Raw genomic sequence first — 16,465 nt, forward strand, 5'->3', positions numbered from 1 at the left:
CGGCGCGGTGCTGCCCGCGGGCTTTGGCGGCGTGCGTGGCTTGAGAGCCGGGGCGGCCGTGGGCTTCGGCGGCGGACGGGCGGGGCTTAGGCCGCGAGGCCGCGAGGCCGGTGGCGTCCGGAGGCTGTGGCGGTGTGCGGGCGTGGGGACGTGGGCGCCCGGAGATGTGGCGGCGTGCGTGGCGGGGCCCGTGGGCGTCCGAGGGCTCGGTGGGAGTGGTCGGACGCGGCCGAAGTCGTGCGGCGCGGGCGGCCGTCGGGGCGTACGGTCGAAGACATGCGCATTGTCATCGCTGGTGGTCATGGTCAGATCGCGCTGCGGCTGGAGCGGCTGCTCGCCGCGCGGGGTGACGAGGTGGCGGGCATCATCCGCAAACCCGAGCAGGCGGACGATCTGCGCGAGGCTGGCGCCGAACCGGTCGTGCTCGACCTGGAGTCGGCCTCGGTCGAGGAGGTCGCGGAGCGGCTGCGGGGCGCCGACGCGGCGGTCTTCGCGGCGGGCGCCGGCCCCGGGAGCGGAGCGGCCCGCAAGGACACGGTCGACAAGTCCGCAGCCGTCCTCTTCGCGGACGGGGCGGTCCGGGCCGGCGTACGGCGTCTCGTCGTCGTGTCCTCCATGGGAGCCGACCCGCGGCACCAGGGGGACGAGATCTTCGACGTCTACCTGCGCGCCAAGGGAGAGGCCGACGCGTACGTCCGGTCGCTGGATGGGGTGGACTGGACGATCCTGCGTCCCGGCCAGCTGACGGACGACGCCGGCACCGGCCTGGTCCGCCTGGAGGCCCACACCGGCCGCGGGCCCGTCGCACGCGACGACGTGGCCGCCGTCCTGGCGGAGCTGGTCGACAGCCCGGCGACGGCCGGCCTGACCCTGGAGCTGATCGGCGGCTCGGCGCCGGTGGCGGTGGCGGTGAAGTCGGTGGCCGGGAACTGACCACGCCGGAGACCGCGAGCAGGAGCGTAACGAGCGTCAGAACAGGGGCAGCTGTCCAGGGAAGTCGGGGACGACGTACCCGTCCAGGGAGGGTTGCACCGCGCCGAGTTGCGCCGGTCGGCGTGAGCCGGGGCAGGAGACGAGTTCGCCGCTCCCCCGCGCGCCGGACGGGTCGTGACGCGCGTACCGCCCCGCGACGACGGCGATCTCGCGGCGGCACTCGGGGCAGACTCTTCGACGGGAGGACGAGGCCATGGCACCAGTCTGCCCGGAGAGACCGTCCCGCCCGGAACGCCCTCGCTCTTTCGGCCCCGGACATGACGAAGGACCCCGTGACCTGCTGTTCGGACAGGTCACGGGGCCCTTTCGTTCCCGTGTGGCGGCGCCAGGATTCGAACCTGGGAAGGCTGAGCCGGCAGATTTACAGTCTGCTCCCTTTGGCCGCTCGGGCACACCGCCGGGGTTCGCTGCCCTTCGAACCGCCTTGCGGCGGCGCTCCGTGGCAACGACGTAAACAATACCCGATGTGGAGGGGTGCTTCGCCACCCGATTGATCGCCACCCGGGGGACGGCGGGTGGCTAGTCTTGTCCGGATGCGGCCGAGGGCCCCCGCGGGCCCGGCGGTCGCCGACGTATGCCGGTACGGACCCGATACGCGGCCCGACACGCACCAGATACAAGGAGCCACAGGACATGGCCGACTCCAGTTTCGACATCGTCTCGAAGGTCGAGCGGCAGGAGGTCGACAACGCCCTCAACCAGGCCGCCAAGGAGCTTTCGCAGCGCTACGACTTCAAGGGTGTGGGCGCCTCGATCTCCTGGTCCGGGGAGAAGATCCTCATGGAGGCCAACTCCGAGGACCGGGTGAACGCCGTCCTCGACGTCTTCCAGTCCAAGCTGGTCAAGCGCGGCATCTCGCTGAAGGCGCTGGACGCGGGCGAGCCCCAGCTCTCCGGCAAGGACTACAAGATCTTCGCGTCGATCGAGGAGGGCATTTCCCAGGAGAACGCGAAGAAGGTCGCCAAGCTCATCCGCGACGAGGGTCCCAAGGGCGTGAAGGCCCAGGTGCAGGGTGAGGAGCTGCGGGTCTCCTCCAAGAGCCGGGACGACCTGCAGACCGTGATCGCCCTGCTGAAGAACCAGGACTTCGACTTCGCGCTGCAGTTCGTGAACTACCGGTGACCTGCTGATCCGACGCAGGACGACGGGCAAGGTCCCGTTCGACGGGGAAGGGCCGGCGCCCGCGGGTGCCCGCCCTTCGCGTCGGCCGGGTGCCGTACCGCGTCGTCAGTCGCGCGAGTTGCCGAACAGGAGCCGGTAGGCGATCAGCAGCACCAGGGAACCGCCGATCGCCGCCGCCCACGTGGCACCGTCGTAGAAGTCCTTGCTGACCGGGTGGTCGAGCCAACGGGCCGATATCCACCCGCCGATGAACGCACCCGCGATGCCGATGAGGGTCGTGCCGACGATCCCTCCCGGATCACGGCCCGGCAGCAGGAACTTGGCGACAGCCCCGGCCAGCAGTCCCAGGATGATCCAGCTCAAGATCGTCATGCCGTGCACCTGCCCGTTCGCCCAGTACCCACGCGGTCCCGTCCGGCGGGCCGGTCTCCGCGGGTGTTCATGTCTTCCTGGTCAGGAGGACGTTCCGATCACTCCTGCTGGTTGCGTCGGTCAGTAGGGTGCGACGCATGACACCTACGGGCCCTGAGCTGCGGCGCACCCTGGGCGTGGGCGACGCCGTGTTCGTGGGACTCGGTTCGATGATCGGCGCCGGCGTCTTCGTGGCCCTCGCACCCGCGGCCCGCGCGGCCGGGTCGGGGCTCCTGCTCGGCCTCGCGGTGGCCGCCGTCGTCGCCTACTGCAACGCCACCTCCTCGGCACGGCTCGCCGCTCGTTACCCGGCCTCGGGCGGCACCTACGTCTACGGGCGTGAGCGGCTCGGGGAGTTCTGGGGGTACCTCGCGGGCTGGTCGTTCATCGTGGGCAAGACGGCCTCCTGTGCTGCCATGGCGCTCACCGTGGGCATGTACGTCTGGCCGGAGCAGGCACACCCGGTGGCGGTCGCGGCCGTGGTGGTGCTGACCGCGGTGAACTACGGCGGGATCCAGAAGTCGGCCCGTGTGACGCGGGCGATCGTGGCAGTGGTGCTGGTGGTCCTCGCATCCGTGGTGGTGGTGTGTCTCGGGTCGGGCCGGGCCGACGCCGGTCGGCTGGACGTCGGGGTGTCGGGCGGCATCCTCCAGGCGGCCGGTCTGCTGTTCTTCGCCTTCGCGGGATACGCGCGCATCGCGACGCTCGCCGAGGAGGTCCGGGACCCGGAACGCACCATCCCGCGCGCGATCCCGCTGGCCCTGGGCATCACGCTGATCGTGTACGGCTGTGTGGCGGTGGGTGTGCTCTCCGTGCTGGGCCCGGGCGGCCTCGGGCAGGCGACGGCGCCGCTGGCGGACGCCGTGCGGGAGGCAGGTCTGCCGGGGCTGGCTCCGGTCGTGCGGGTGGGCGCCGCCGTGGCCGCGCTGGGCTCCCTCCTGGCACTGATCCTCGGCGTCTCACGGACGACGCTGGCCATGGCCCGGGACCGGCACCTCCCCGGAGCGCTGGCCGCGGTGCACCCGCGTTCCCGGGTACCGCACCGCGCGGAGCTGGCCGTGGGAGCCGTGGTCGGGGTCCTCGCCGCCACGGTGGACGTGCGCAGTGCCATCGGCTTCTCCTCCTTCGGTGTGCTGGCGTACTACGCGGTGGCCAACGCCTCGGCCTGGACGCTCGACACCTCGCGGGCGTCGCGGGTGGTGCCGGCGCTGGGCCTCCTCGGATGCCTGGTGCTCGCCTTCTCCCTTCCGGCGGATTCGGTGATCGTGGGCGGAGGTGTGCTGGCCGCGGGCGCGGTGGCGTACGGGGCGATGCGAGGGCGAAGGGGGCGGGTCCCGCGGTAGACGCCGACGGAGGTGCCTCGGCCGGGCGCCGGGGCTCGCGGCAGGCGTTCGCGATACCGGACGTCCGGCGTTCCGTGGGTGGTGGACGCCGACGGCGTGGTCGTGTCCGCCCCACCCCAGGTCCGTCGCCGTGCGTATGCGGAGCCGGTCCCCCCGGCGCCGACTTCAGACCCCCGTTCGGCCTTCTCGTATCTCGGCACCAGCCGTGGGCCCGGGGGCGGGGAGGGAACTCCGTCCCCGGAAGAGGGCGTTGCCTGGATCGGTGGCCATTTGTGCGGAGGGCTGCTCGTTCTCGGTCATGCATTCATGGTGCAGGTCGCCGCTGACAGCCGAGCGAGCCTGTGGACAACCCCGCGGTTGTGGACAACGGCGGTTCCTACCAGCCGGTCCGCTGCGTGGTACCGGTGGCCGTGAACGGCTGGTCCGTGCGCACGATCTCGCGTCCCAGCGGGAGCAGGGAGACCGGGATCAGCTTGAAGTTGGCGACGCCGAGCGGGATCCCGATGATGGTCACGCACAGGGCGATACCGGTGACGATGTGGCCGATGGCGAGCCACCAGCCCGCCAGGACCAGCCACAGGACGTTGCCGATGCACGAGGGCGCCCCCGCGTCGCGGCGCTCGACCGCCGTGTAGCCGAAGGGCCACAGGGCGTAGACGCCGATGCGGAAGGCCGCGATGCCGAACGGGATGCCGATGATCGTCACGCAGAGCAGGAGCCCCGCGACCAGGTAGGCGAGGAACAGCCAGAAGCCGCTGAGGACAAGCCAAATGACGTTGAGGATGGTCTTCACTGCTGTCGACCTGCCATCTTTTCGAGTCGGGCGATCCGCTCCGCCATCGGCGGATGAGTGGAGAACATTTTCGAAACCCCCTGCCCCGGGCGGAACGGGTTGGCGATCATCATGTGGCTGGCGGTCTCGATCCGGGGCTCGGGGGGCAGCGGCAGCTGCTTCGTGCCCGTCTCGAGCTTGCGCAGGGCGCCCGCGAGGGCCATGGGGTCGCCGGTCAGCTGGGCGCCGGACGCGTCGGCCTCGAACTCCCTGGAGCGGCTGATCGCCAGTTGGATGACGGTGGCGGCGAGCGGACCGAGGATCATGATGAGGAGCATGCCCAGCAGACCCGGCCCGTCATCGTCGTTGGACCGGCCGACGGGGATCAGCCAGGCGAAGTTGACCAGGAACATGATCACGGAGGCCAGGGCGCCGGCGACGGACGAGAGCAGGATGTCGCGGTTGTAGACGTGGCTCAGCTCGTGGCCGATGACACCGCGCAGCTCTCGCTCGTCGAGCAGACGCAGGATGCCCTCGGTGCAGCACACGGCCGCGTTGCGCGGGTTGCGGCCGGTCGCGAAGGCGTTCGGTGCCTCCGTCGGCGAGATGTACAGACGGGGCATGGGCTGGCGGGCCTGGGTGGAGAGCTCGCGGACCATCCGGTAGAGCCCGGGGGCCTCGAACTCGCTCACCGGACGGGCACGCATCGCGCGCAGAGCGAGCTTGTCGCTGTTCCAGTACGCGTACGCGTTCGTGCCCAGGGCGACGAGTACGGCGACGACGAGCCCCGCTCGGCCGAAGAAGCTGCCGATGACAATGATGAGCGCCGACAGTCCCCCGAGGAGTACTGCCGTCCTGAGCCCGTTGTGCCGGCGGTGCACGGTACGCCCTCCAAGTGGTGCAGCAGGGGAACCCTTTGCTTGCAGGTGTCGCTCGCTGTGGTTGCTTCCTGGTCTCCGATGCCACCGGTGGCGTGGCATCACGTCCAGTGGACCCTTCCGTACTGGTCAACGCCAGGCGAGGATCGCCAGTTCCCCGGCCCTCGCCGCGGCGCGCGTGGTCCGTGCGGGTGACGGCCGCAGCGGACACCGCGCGCCGCGGCCGGGTACCGCACGCGCGCGTACTCGAAGCCGCCCGCTCAGAAGAGGCCGGTGTCGGCGAAGCGCAGGATCAGCTGGGGCGCTCCCGAGAGGGCGAGCGCCAGGAGCGCGGTCACGGTGAGCGCGGCCGTGATGGGCGCGGGGACGCGATGCCTCACCGTCGCGTCCTCGGGCGTCCGGAACAGCAGGGCCGTCCATTGGAGGTAGTAGTACAGCGCGATGACGACGTTGGCCGCCATGACGACGGCCAGCCAGCCGAGCCCGGCGTCGACGGCCGCCGAGAAGACCGTGACCTTGGCGAAGAGGCCGATGATGCCGGGCGGCAGCCCGGCGAGGCACAGCAGGAAGAACGCCAGGAGCAGGGCGGTCAGCGGGTGGGAGGCGTACAGGCCCCGGTAGTCGGCGACGCGGTTGCGGGGCCGCGTACGGCCGACGAGCACGGCGACCGCGAAGGCACCGAGGTTCACCGCGGCGTACATGAGGGCGTAGGCGACGGTGGAGCCGATCGCCCGCTCGGGCTCGTCGGAGTACCCGGCGGCGGCGATCGGGACCAGCAGGTAGCCGGCCTGGCCGACGGACGACCAGGCGAGCAGGCGAACCGCGCTGTACGCGCGCGTGGTCCGCTGGCGGAGGGCTCCCGCGTTGCCGACCGTCATGGTGAGGGCGGCCAGCGCCGCCAGGGCCGGCCCCCAGACGTCCGCGTAGGACGGGAGGGCGATGACCGTGACGAGGATCAGGCCGGAGAAGCCGACCGCCTTGCCGACCACGGAGAGGTAGGCCGCGATCGGCAGGGGTGCGCCCACGTAGGTGTCGGGCACCCAGAAGTGGAAGGGCACGGCGGCCGTCTTGAAGGCGAAGCCGACGAGGGTGAGGACGACGCCGGTCTGCGCGAGGGTGGTGAGCTGCCCGTCGACGTGTGTGATCCGTTCGGCCACCTGGGTGAGGTAGAGGGTGCCGGTCGAGGCGTACACGAAGCTGATGCCCATGAGGCTGACCGCGGTCGCGGTGACCGAGGACAGGAAGAACTTCAGGGCCGCTTCGGAGGAGCGCCGGTCTCCCTGGCGCAGGCCCACGAGGGCGAAGGCGGGCAGGGAGGCGACCTCCAGGGCGACGATGAGGGTCGCGAGGTCGCGGGAGGCGGGCAGGAGGGCGGCGCCGGCCGCGGAGGAGAGCAGCAGGAACCAGAACTCGCCTTCGGGGAGTCCGCGGTCGGCGTCCTTCAGGGCGGTGACCGACAGCAGGGCGGCCAGGAGGGCGCCGCCGAGGACCAGGAACTGGAGGGCGAGGGTGAAGGTGTCGGCCGTGTAACTGCAGACGTCGGCGTCGCCGGTCAGGCAGAACGTCGAGCGGTCGCCGTTCACCAGGGGCAGCAGCATGAGCGCGGCGGTGGCGAGCCCGGCGACCGACATCCAGCCGAGCAGCGGCTTGCGGGTGTCCTTGACGAACAGGTCGGTCACGAGGACGACGAGCCCGACGACCGCGGCGATGGTGGGCGGAGCGATGGCGAGCCAGTCGACGGACTGGACGAGGCTCTGGGCCGGCGACTGCGAGAGGACCTGGGCGAGGGACTGGGCCGGGGAGCTCATCGGGTGCCTCCTGAGAGGAGCTGCTGCACGGCCGGGTCGGTGAGGCCGAGAAGGGTCCTGGGCCACAGCCCGGCGACGACGGTGAGGGCGACGAGCGGTGTCCAGGCGGCGAACTCGTACGTGCGCACGTCGGTGAGGGCCGGGGCTTCCCGCGGTACGGCGCCCATGCAGACGCGGCGGACCACGATCAGCATGTACGCGGCGGTCAGCAGCGTGCCGAAGGCGGCGACGGCCATGAAGGTGAGGAAGGCGGGGCGGCTGAGGCCTTCGTGGGGGTCGAAGGCGCCGAAGAGCGCCAGCATCTCGCCCCAGAATCCGGCCAGACCCGGCAGGCCGAGCGAGGCGACCGCGGCGAAGGCGAGCAGGCCGCCGAGGCGCGGTGCCCTGCCGTACAGGGCGGCTCCGGTCCCTTCGGCGAGGGTGTCGAGATCGGTGGTGCCGGTGCGGTCCTTGAGCCCGCCGACCACGAAGAAGAGCAGGCCGGTGATGAGGCCGTGGGCGATGTTGGCGAACAGGGCGCCGTTCACGCCGGTCGGGGTCATGGTCGCGATGCCGAGCAGGACGAAGCCCATGTGGCCGACGGAGGAGTAGGCGATGAGCCGTTTGAGGTCGCCCTTCGCGCCCTGCTTGACCAGGGCCAGGCAGGCCAGGGAGCCGTAGATGACGCCGACGACGGCGAGGGCGGCGAGGTAGGGCGCGAAGGTCTGGAAGCCGTCCGGCGCGACCGGGAGGAGGATACGGACGAACCCGTACGTACCCATCTTCAGCAGGACGCCGGCCAGCAGGACCGAGCCGACCGTCGGGGCGGCGGTGTGGGCGTCGGGCAGCCAGCTGTGCAGAGGCCACATCGGGGTCTTCACCGCGAGCCCGATCCCGATCGCCAGAACGGCGATGACCTGCACGGATGCGGTCAGCGACCGGCCGTTGTCAGTGGCGAGTGCCACCATGTCGAATGTGCCGGCCGTGAGTCCGATCAGGAGCAGGCCGAGCAGCATGACGACGGAGCCGAGGAGGGTGTACAGGATGAACTTCCAGGCCGCCGCGGCCCGTCCCTCGCCGCCCCAGCGGGCGATGAGGAAGTACATCGGGATGAGGACCATCTCGAAGGCGAGGAAGAACAGGATCAGGTCGAGAACGGCGAAGGTCGCGAGGGTGCCGGACTCCAGGACGAGCAGCAGCGCGACGAAGGCCTTGGGGCTCGGGCCCGGGGCTGGTTGTGTCAGCCGCTCGTTGCGCTGCCTGAAGTACGAGTAGAGCGCGCAGAGGAAGGTCAGCAGCGCGGTCAGCACCAGCAGGGGGAGGGAGATGCCGTCGATGCCGAGGTGGATGCGCACGTCGAGTGCGGGGATCCAGCTGATGTCCGTGCTGGCCTGCATCTTGGAGGGGTGGTCGTGGTCGAAGCCGAGCACGAGGACGATCACGGCGAGAAGGATGACGCCGGTGACGGTGACGCCGTGCCGCAGCACGGCCTGCTCGGGTGACTTCCCCTTCAGCCCGGGCGGGGCCGGGAGCAGGGCGGCGACGGCGCCGATCAGCGGGCCGACGACGATCAACGCGAGAAGGAACTGCATCAGGGACTCGTTGATATCGATCACGCCTGCTCACGCTCCCGTGGCGACGAGGACGGCGGCGACCGCGAGGACGACGGTGCCGGCGAGCAGCGCGCTCACATAGGTCTGCACATTGCCGGTCTGGGCCCGGCGGACGGCGGTGCCGAGCCAGCGGGGCAGGGCGCCCGCCCCGCGTACGTAGGTGTCGACGACCTCGCGGTCCAGGAACCGGACGAGGCTCGCACCTGCCTGCACCGGCCGGACGAAGAGCGCGGTGTACACCGCGTCCAGGTGGAAGCCGACGGCCGCGTGCCGGTGCAGGGGGCCCAGCAGGAGCCGTCCCGGGTCCGAGGGGTCGGGGGCGTACGCGATGTCTCCGTAGGCGGGCTGGTGGCTGGCGATGGCCTCTGCCTCCACGCGGGCGGCGTCGCCCTCCGGGTGCGCCGCGACCGCCCCCAGCGGCGGGCGGTCCGCGAACGCCGTGGTGTGGCGCCAGGCGGCGTAGGTGACGATGCCGCCGACCAGGGCCACACCCGTGCCGAGCACGGAGGTGGTGAGCGTCGGGGTGAGGTCCTGGCCGTCGAACCAGTCGGGCAGCAGACGGAAGGCGAGCCCACCGAGGGCGAGCGAGGGGAGAGCGAGGACCCAGAGCACGGCGTTCATGACGAGGGGCTGTTTGCCGTGGTCGGGGGCTTCGGCGCCCCGGCCGCGGAAGGCCAGCAGCCACAGGCGTGTCGCGTAGGCGGCGGTCAGCAGGGCCGTGACGAGACCGGCGACGAGGACGGTCCAGCCCGCGGCGCCGGGCGCGTGTTCGGTGTGACCGGTGGCGACGTGCTCCGCGACGACGAGGACGGACTCCTTGGAGAAGAAGCCGCTGAAAGGCGGGATCGCGGCGAGTGCGAGCAGCGCCACGGTCGTCGTCCAGTAGGCGTCCGGGACGCGGTCGCGCAGCCCCCGCATGCGGGACATGGCGGCCAGCGAGTTGGTGCCGGCGGCGTGGATGATCACGCCGGCGGCGAGGAACAGCAGCGCCTTGAAGGCGCCGTGCGAGATGAGGTGGAAGACGGCGGCACCGCGGTCGCCGGCCGCGAGGGCGCCGGTCATGTAGCCGAGCTGTCCGATGGTCGAGTAGGCGAGGACGCGTTTGATGTCGTCCTGGGCGAGCGCGGCGAGCGCCGAGCCGACCATCGTGACCGCGGCCATGACGGCGAGGACGATCATCGCGGCCCGCGAGGCCTCGAACAGGGGAAGGAGCCGGGCGACGAAGTAGACACCGGCGGCGACCATCGTCGCGGCGTGGATCAGCGCGGAGACGGGTGTCGGGCCCGCCATCGCGTCGGGGAGCCAGGTGTGCAGCGGGAACTGCGCCGACTTGCCCGCCACGCCGGCCAGCAGGAGGAGGGCGATCAGCGTCGGGTGGTCGAGGGAACCGCTCGCGACCGCGCCGAGGATCTCGGTGATGCGGAAGGAGCCGGCCTCGGTGGCCAGCGCCAGCAGGCCGATCAGGAAGGGGACGTCACCGAGCTTGGTGACCAGGAAGGCCTTGAGGGAGGCGGCTCGGGCCTCCGGGGTCTCCCAGTAGTGGCCGACCAGGAAGTACGAGCAGATGCCCATGATCTCCCAGCCGACCAGCAGCACCATCAGGTCGCCGGAGTAGACGACGAGGAACATGGCGGAGGTGAACAGGGAGACGAGCGCGGCGTACGAGGCGTAGCGCGGGTCGTCGCGCAGGTAGCCCGTGGAGTAGATCTGCACACAGGTGGCGACGCAGCCGACCAGGACGGCGACGAGGGCGGCGAAGCCGTCGACGTGCAGGGCGAGTTCGATGGGCACCGAACCGGTGGGCGTCAGTTCGGTGACGGCGTCGACGGGGTCGTCACCGCCCTGACGGGTGGCGACCAGGACGGCGAGGACGAGGGCCACCGCCGTCGGCAGGACGGCGAGCGGGCGGACGAATCCGGGTGCCGTACGGCCCAGCAGAAGGCCGGCGGCTGCGCCCAGGAAGGGGAGGAGGGGGACGAGGACGGCGAGGGTGGTCGTGGTCACGCGGTGGCCTCAGCCTTCTCGGCGGCCGTCCCGGTCGCGGGGGGATCGGTGTCGGGACCGTCCGGCTCGTGTCCCTCCGCGGTGTCGCGGAGCTTGTCGATGTCCGAGGTGCCGCGGTTGCGGTGGACGGCGAGCACGATCGCCAGGCCGATGCCGATCTCGGCGGCCGCGATGGCGATCGTGAACAGGGTCAGGGCCTGGCCGGAGTGCAGGGTCTCCTCGGCGGTCCTGCTGAGCCAGACGTCGAAGGCGACGAGGTTGAGGTTGACGGCGTTGAGCATCAGCTCGACCGACATCAGGACCAGGATCGCGTTGCGGCGGGCGAGGACGCCGTACAGGCCCGTGCAGAACAGGAGGGCGGAGAGGACGGCGGGATAGGCGAGGTGCATCAGCGGTCACCGGCCTTGTCGGCACCGTTCGGCGTAGTGGTCGGCCGATCGGCCTCCGGGGAGCGGCCTGTCTCGGGGGCACTGTCCGGGTCGGCTGTGCGGCCGAGGGCGGCCGGGGGGCTTGGGTCGGCTGCGGGGCGTGGGTCGGCTGTGCGGCCGGGGTCGGGCGTGGAACTTGGGTCGGCTGTGCGGCTGAGGTCGGTGGCGCGGCCGGGGTCGGTGGCGCGGTCCGCCTTCGCCTTGCGGGACAGGACGATGGCGCCGACGAGCGCGGTGAGGAGGAGGACGGAGAGGGCCTCGAAGGGGAGGACCCAGTTCTGGAAGAGGCTCGCTCCGGTCACGGCGGTGGAACCGGCGGCCGGGCCGTCCAGGTCGATCCAGGTCGTGCGGAAGGCGTCGACGACGACCCACACGAGGGCAGCGGCGGCGGCCACGGCCACGGTGAGGGCGGCCCAGCGGTTGCCTGAGTCGGCGTCCGGGGAGCGGCCGATGGGCGCCCTGGTGAGCATCAGACCGAACAGGATGAGGACGACGACGGCACCGACGTAGATGAGGACCTGCACCCAGGCGATGAACTCGGCGGTGAGCAGGAGGTACTCGACGGCGAGGCCTCCGAGGGCCACCACCAGCCACAGGGCGGCGTGGACGAGTTGCCGGGTGGTGACGGTGACGACGGCTGCGCCGAGGGTGACCAGGCCGACGAGGAGGAAGGCGATCTCGACGCCGGTCGGGGAGAGGAAGCCGTGGGTATCGGCTGCCAAGGTCGTGGGATGCACGGCGAGGTGGCCGGCGGTCGCGGCGGGCGTCATCCCCGGTCCTCCTGTTCCGGCTGGTCGGGTTGGCGGGGCTTGTCACGCCGGTCGGGCCGGTCGGGCTCGTCCCCCCGGCCGGGCTGGCCGGGCTGGTCCCGTTGGTCCGGCCCGGGCCGGCCTGTCCTCGGCTGGTCCGGCTGCGGCCTGGGTTGGTCCGGCTGCGGCTGGTCCGGTTGCGGCTGGTGCGGGCCGGGCTGGTTCGTCTGCTGGTCCGGACGCGGTCCGGGCTCGTTCGGCCTCGGCTGGTCCGTTTGCTGCTTGGAGTCGCCCATCGGGCGGGTGGGCTGCTCGGCTGCGCGGGCCTGCTCGTCGGCGTGCGGTTCGGTGGCCCCGGGCGTCTCCCGCGAGGGCTCCGGCTGCTGGGCCGCCTGGCGGGGCGTCTCCCGCGCGGGTGACTCCTGCCGGGGTGCCTTCCGCGGGGGCGTCTCCTGCGAGGGCGTCTCCTGCGGAGGGGCCTCCTGTTGGGCGGACAGTTTGTCGGCGGTCTTGCGGGCGGCGGCGAGTTCCTTCGCTTCCTCCGCTCCGGGGTCGAGGGCGGGCGGGGCCGGGACCGTCCACATCCACTCGCGGAGCTTGTCGCGCTCGTGGGTGAGGTCGCGGATGTCGGTCTCGGAGTACTCGAACTCCGGCGACCAGAACAGGGCGTCGAAAGGACACACCTCGATGCAGATACCGCAGTACATGCACAGGGAGAAGTCGATGGCGAAGCGGTCGAGGACGTTGCGGCTGCGGTCGCGCCCGCCGGGGGTCGCCGCCGGCACCGTCTCCTTGTGGGAGTCGATGTAGATGCACCAGTCGGGGCACTCGCGGGCGCACAGCATGCAGACCGTGCAGTTCTCCTCGAACAGACCGATCACACCGCGGGTTCGGGGCGGCAGTTCGGGCTGGGCGTCCGGGTACTGCTCGGTGACGGTCTTCTTCGTCATCGTGCGGAGGGTGACGGCCAGGCCCTTGGCCAGGCCGCTGCCGGGAAGGGGGGCCATGGTTACGCGATCACCACCTTGACGATGCCGGTGAGGGCGATCTGGGCGAGGGAGAGGGGGACGAGGAGGGTCCAGGAGAGTTTCTGGAGCTGGTCCTCGCGGAGCCGGGGGTAGGTGACACGCAGCCAGATCACGACGAAGGCCAGGAGGGCCGTCTTCAGCAGGGTCCACACCCAGCCGAGGCCGTCGGCGCCCCAGGGGCCGTGCCAGCCGCCCAGGAAGAGGACGGTGGTGAGGCCGCACAGGACGACGATCCCGGCGTACTCGGCGAGGAGGAACAGGGCGAAGCGCAGACCGGTGTACTCGGTGTAGGCGCCGAAGATGATCTCCGAGTCGGCGACGGGCATGTCGAACGGAGGGCGTTGCAGTTCGGCCAGCCCGGCGACGAAGAAGACGATCGCGCCGACGATCTGCCAGGGCAGCCACCACCACTCGAAGGCGTCGAGGATGCCGACGAGGGAGACGGTGCCGGCCGCCATCGCGACGGAGGCCGCGGTGAGCAGCATCGGCAGTTCGTAGGCGAGGAGTTGGGCGGCGGTGCGCAGGCCGCCGAGGAGGGAGAACTTGTTGGCGGAGGCCCAGCCGGCCATGAGCGAGCCGAGGACGCCCACGCCCATCACGGCGAGGACGAAGAAGATGCCGGCGTCGACGACCTGGCCCACGGCCCCCTCGCCGGGGCCGACGGGGATCGCGAGGAGGACCAGCAGGTACGGCAGCAGGGCGACGGCGGGGGCGAGCTGGAAGATGCGGCGGTCCGCGTCGGCGGGGACCACGTCCTCCTTCTGCGCGAACTTCACGCCGTCGGCGACGAGCTGGGCCCAGCCGTGGAAGCCGCCCGCGTACATCGGGCCGAGGCGTCCCTGCATGTGGGCCATCACCTTGTGCTCGGTCTGACCCACGATCAAGGGGAAGGTGAGAAAGACGACGAAGACGATCAGGAGTCGCAGGGCGACGTCGAGCGCGTCGTTCACTGCGTGCCTCCCTGGGAGCCGGGTTCGTCCGAGGCAGCCGGGGCCGCGGGTGGGTCGGGTTCGTCCGAGGCAGCGGCAGCGGCAGCGGCAGCGGCGCCGGAACGACGCGCATCGTGCTCGGCCCCGTCCGTCTCCCTGGCTCCCCCGGCCTCCCCGGCCTTCCCGATTTCCTCGGTCTCCGTCTCCTCGCTCTTCCCGGCCGTTTCAGCCTCCCCGGCCTCCCCGGCCTCCCCGGCCTCGTCGAAGGCGGGGCGGGCGTGGTGCCAGGGAGCGTCCGAAGCGGGCCGCTGGGATGCGGAGCCCTCGCTCGCGCTGCGTGCGCGCCGGACCGCCGGGCCGGTCGAGGCCCCCTCGTCCGGTGCCGCCGTCTGACTGGCCGACCCCTCCGCCGCCGTACGCGAACGGCGAGGCGCCGACGGAGCCCCGGCACCCGCCGCCGCCTGACTGGCGGAGCCCTCCGCCGCCGTGCGCGAACGGCGAGGCGTCGACGGAGCCTCGGCGCTTCCCGTCTGGCTGGCGGAGCCCTCGGTGGCTGTGCGGGTCCGGCGGGCCGGGCGGTCGCCTGCCGGGCGGGCCGGACGCTCCCCCGCCGCCCGGCCCGCACCGCGGGCCGGGCGGGACGGAGCGGCAGGGAGCTGGCCCTTGAGCGGGCCCCACTCGTTGGGGTCGGGGACACCGGGCGGCAGCATCTGGCGGCGTCGGGGGCCACCGTGGTCGGACTCCCCCGGCTCCTTCGCCCCGGGCCAGGCCTTGGCGACGCGGGCGGCGAGGACGAAGTCCTTCCGCAGCGGGTGGCCCTCGAAGTTCTCCGGGAGCAGCAGGTGGTCCAGCCCGGGGTGGTCGGCGAAGGTGACGCCGAACATCTCGTGGGTCTCGCGCTCGTGCCAGGCCGCGCCCGCGTACACGCCAACGGCGGTCGGCAGGGCCGGGGCCTCGTGCGGGACCGTCGTACGCAGCAGCAGCCGGCGTACCGGCCCGAGCGCCACGACGTGCGCCGCGACGCGGAAGCCGGTGCCCGGTTCGTCGACCGCGCTGAGCCAGTCGAAGTAGGTGCAGCCCAGCCGGTCGCGCGCGGTCTCCAGTGCGGAGATCCACGAGGCCGGCGGCACGTCCACGGTCAGGACGTCGTAGGACTCCTCGGCCGTGGCCTCCGTGCCGAAGAGCTCCTCGGTGTCGGCGGGCAGCCAGCCGGCGGTCATCGGGCCTCCCCCGCGTCGGGCGCCGGCGGTCGCACCAGGCCGCTCTGCAGGGCGGCGGCCGACGGACGGGACGAGGTGCCGTACCGCTCCCCCAGCGACTCCCGCGCGATCTTCTCCTGGAGCTTGAGGATGCCCTGGAGCAGCGCCTCGGGGCGTGGCGGGCAGCCGGGGACGTAGACGTCGACGGGGATGATCTGGTCGACGCCCTTCGTCACGGAGTAGGAGTCCCAGTAGGGGCCGCCGCAGTTGGAGCAGGCGCCGAAGGAGATGACGTACTTCGGCTCGGGCATCTGCTCGTACAGGCGCTTGACGGCCGGCGCCATCTTGTCGGTCACCGTGCCGGACACCACCATCAGGTCGGCCTGGCGCGGACCCGGCGCGAAGGGGATGACGCCGAGCCGGATGAAGTCGTGGCGGGCCATCGACGCGGCGATGAACTCGATGGCGCAGCAGGCGAGGCCGAAGTTGAAGACCCACAGGGAGTACCGCCGGCCCCAGTTCAGGACGACCTTCATCGGCTCCGGGGCGAGGCGCGAGAGCGCGCCCAGCCTCTTGGGCTCGGGGAGCGGCACGGGTTCGGAGGTGGGGTTCACGTCCACGACAGGACGCCCTTCTTGTATGCGTAGAGCAGGCCCACGGCCAGGAAGCCCAGGAAGATGAACATCTCCACGAGGGTCGTCGCTCCGTAACCAGGATCGGCGAAGACCGTCGCCCAGGGGAAGAGGAAGATCGAGTCGACGGCGAAGATGACGTAGAGGAAGGCGTAGACGTAGTAGCGGACCTGCGTGTGGGCCCAGCCCTCGCCGACGGGGTCCACGCCGCACTCGTACGTCAGCAGCTTCTCGGGCGTCGGGACCACGGGCCGCAGCAGGCGGCCGGCGCCGAAGGCGACGGCGACGAAGAGGACGCCGACGACGGCGAGCAGCCCGACGACCGAGTAGGACTGGAAGTGGTCCGCGGCGAGGCCGACGGGCACTTCGGCGGCCGGCACATCACCGGCGCTCACACCACCGACGGTCGGTTCCGGCACGTCCGTCCCTCGCTCCCTGTCGTGAACGCTGCTGTTCGACGATCTGTACGCACGGGAGTCTAGGGCCTGATAAAGGGACGGTAAGCAGCCCGTCGCACCTTGGGACGCGGGGTGGGGTTTTCCTCAGTGCGTCCTGGCGGCCCACCTCATGGCGCGGG

General features: G+C 71.7%; 16 protein-coding genes, 1 tRNA gene and 1 pseudogene. 3 read left to right on the forward strand and 15 right to left on the reverse strand.

The features are described from left to right. Window positions 1–276: 276 nt before the first annotated feature. Window positions 277–933 (forward strand): SDR family oxidoreductase, encoded by a 657-nt coding sequence (locus ACZ6EG_RS14920; RefSeq protein ID WP_391969979.1) that lies wholly within the window; start codon window positions 277–279, stop codon window positions 931–933. 36 nt (window positions 934–969) lie between these two features. On the opposite strand, the gene ACZ6EG_RS14925 is transcribed toward ACZ6EG_RS14920, so the two are convergent. Together ACZ6EG_RS14925 and ACZ6EG_RS14930 are read right to left on the reverse strand one after the other, a co-directional pair. Continuing rightward, a complete protein-coding gene (locus ACZ6EG_RS14925; protein ID WP_391969980.1) occupies window positions 970–1,188 on the reverse strand; it encodes a hypothetical protein in 219 nt (72 codons plus the stop codon). A 122-nt stretch (window positions 1,189–1,310) separates the two neighbouring features. Next, window positions 1,311–1,392 (reverse strand) — tRNA-Tyr (locus tag ACZ6EG_RS14930). Window positions 1,393–1,626: 234 nt separating this feature from the next. Here ACZ6EG_RS14930 and ACZ6EG_RS14935 point away from each other — a divergent pair. Next, window positions 1,627–2,115, forward strand: coding sequence for a YajQ family cyclic di-GMP-binding protein (locus ACZ6EG_RS14935; protein WP_356609118.1), 489 nt, complete (start codon window positions 1,627–1,629; stop codon window positions 2,113–2,115). 105 nt (window positions 2,116–2,220) lie between these two features. On the opposite strand, the gene ACZ6EG_RS14940 is transcribed toward ACZ6EG_RS14935, so the two are convergent. Further along, a complete protein-coding gene (locus tag ACZ6EG_RS14940) occupies window positions 2,221–2,487 on the reverse strand; it encodes a GlsB/YeaQ/YmgE family stress response membrane protein (protein WP_391969992.1) in 267 nt (88 codons plus the stop codon). Window positions 2,488–2,624: 137 nt separating this feature from the next. On the opposite strand from ACZ6EG_RS14940, the gene ACZ6EG_RS14945 reads away from it, so the two are divergent. Then, entirely contained in the window at window positions 2,625–3,869 is a 1,245-nt protein-coding gene (locus ACZ6EG_RS14945) for an APC family permease (protein WP_469604684.1), read from the forward strand. Between the two features lie 376 nt (window positions 3,870–4,245). On the opposite strand, the gene ACZ6EG_RS14950 is transcribed toward ACZ6EG_RS14945, so the two are convergent. From ACZ6EG_RS14950 to ACZ6EG_RS15005, 12 genes and pseudogenes are all read right to left on the reverse strand, one after another. Continuing rightward, window positions 4,246–4,662: a YccF domain-containing protein gene (locus ACZ6EG_RS14950; RefSeq protein WP_356609124.1), complete on the reverse strand. Its 417-nt coding sequence runs from the start codon at window positions 4,660–4,662 to the stop codon at window positions 4,246–4,248. Continuing rightward, window positions 4,659–5,522, reverse strand: a complete 864-nt coding sequence (gene htpX, locus ACZ6EG_RS14955; protein ID WP_391969994.1) for a zinc metalloprotease HtpX — start codon at window positions 5,520–5,522, stop codon at window positions 4,659–4,661. Before htpX ends, ACZ6EG_RS14950 begins: the two co-directional genes overlap by 4 nt. Window positions 5,523–5,779: 257 nt before the next feature. Further along, a complete protein-coding gene (locus tag ACZ6EG_RS14960) occupies window positions 5,780–7,327 on the reverse strand; it encodes an NADH-quinone oxidoreductase subunit N (protein WP_469604689.1) in 1,548 nt (515 codons plus the stop codon). After that, the gene (locus tag ACZ6EG_RS14965) at window positions 7,324–8,922 is read right to left on the reverse strand and encodes a complex I subunit 4 family protein (protein WP_391969996.1); all 1,599 of its coding nucleotides are present in this window, start codon (window positions 8,920–8,922) and stop codon (window positions 7,324–7,326) included. The genes ACZ6EG_RS14960 and ACZ6EG_RS14965 overlap by 4 nt, the downstream gene beginning before the upstream one ends. Before the next feature lie 6 nt (window positions 8,923–8,928). Further along, a complete protein-coding gene (locus tag ACZ6EG_RS14970) occupies window positions 8,929–10,923 on the reverse strand; it encodes an NADH-quinone oxidoreductase subunit 5 family protein (protein ID WP_469604692.1) in 1,995 nt (664 codons plus the stop codon). Further along, window positions 10,920–11,312: an NADH-quinone oxidoreductase subunit NuoK gene (gene nuoK / locus ACZ6EG_RS14975; protein WP_391969998.1), complete on the reverse strand. Its 393-nt coding sequence runs from the start codon at window positions 11,310–11,312 to the stop codon at window positions 10,920–10,922. The genes ACZ6EG_RS14970 and nuoK overlap by 4 nt, the downstream gene beginning before the upstream one ends. Next, entirely contained in the window at window positions 11,312–12,121 is an 810-nt protein-coding gene (locus tag ACZ6EG_RS14980) for an NADH-quinone oxidoreductase subunit J family protein (RefSeq protein WP_469604695.1), read from the reverse strand. Before ACZ6EG_RS14980 ends, nuoK begins: the two co-directional genes overlap by 1 nt. Before the next feature lie 239 nt (window positions 12,122–12,360). After that, window positions 12,361–13,107 (reverse strand): annotated as a pseudogene (locus ACZ6EG_RS14985) (NuoI/complex I 23 kDa subunit family protein); the annotation flags it as partial. 2 nt (window positions 13,108–13,109) lie between these two features. Continuing rightward, entirely contained in the window at window positions 13,110–14,078 is a 969-nt protein-coding gene (locus tag ACZ6EG_RS14990) for a complex I subunit 1/NuoH family protein (protein ID WP_356609138.1), read from the reverse strand. After that, entirely contained in the window at window positions 14,075–15,277 is a 1,203-nt protein-coding gene (locus ACZ6EG_RS14995) for an NADH-quinone oxidoreductase subunit C (protein WP_391970000.1), read from the reverse strand. Before ACZ6EG_RS14995 ends, ACZ6EG_RS14990 begins: the two co-directional genes overlap by 4 nt. Then, complete coding sequence (locus ACZ6EG_RS15000) at window positions 15,274–15,876, reverse strand: NADH-quinone oxidoreductase subunit B (RefSeq protein WP_469604699.1); 603 nt, start codon at window positions 15,874–15,876, stop codon at window positions 15,274–15,276. Before ACZ6EG_RS15000 ends, ACZ6EG_RS14995 begins: the two co-directional genes overlap by 4 nt. Continuing rightward, window positions 15,867–16,307 carry an NADH-quinone oxidoreductase subunit A gene (locus tag ACZ6EG_RS15005; RefSeq protein ID WP_383641702.1) on the reverse strand — a complete coding sequence of 147 codons (441 nt, stop codon included), beginning with the start codon at window positions 16,305–16,307 and terminating at the stop codon, window positions 15,867–15,869. The genes ACZ6EG_RS15000 and ACZ6EG_RS15005 overlap by 10 nt, the downstream gene beginning before the upstream one ends. Between the last annotated feature and the right edge of the window lie 158 nt (window positions 16,308–16,465).

This window comes from Streptomyces sp. NPDC041968 (assembly GCF_055589025.1).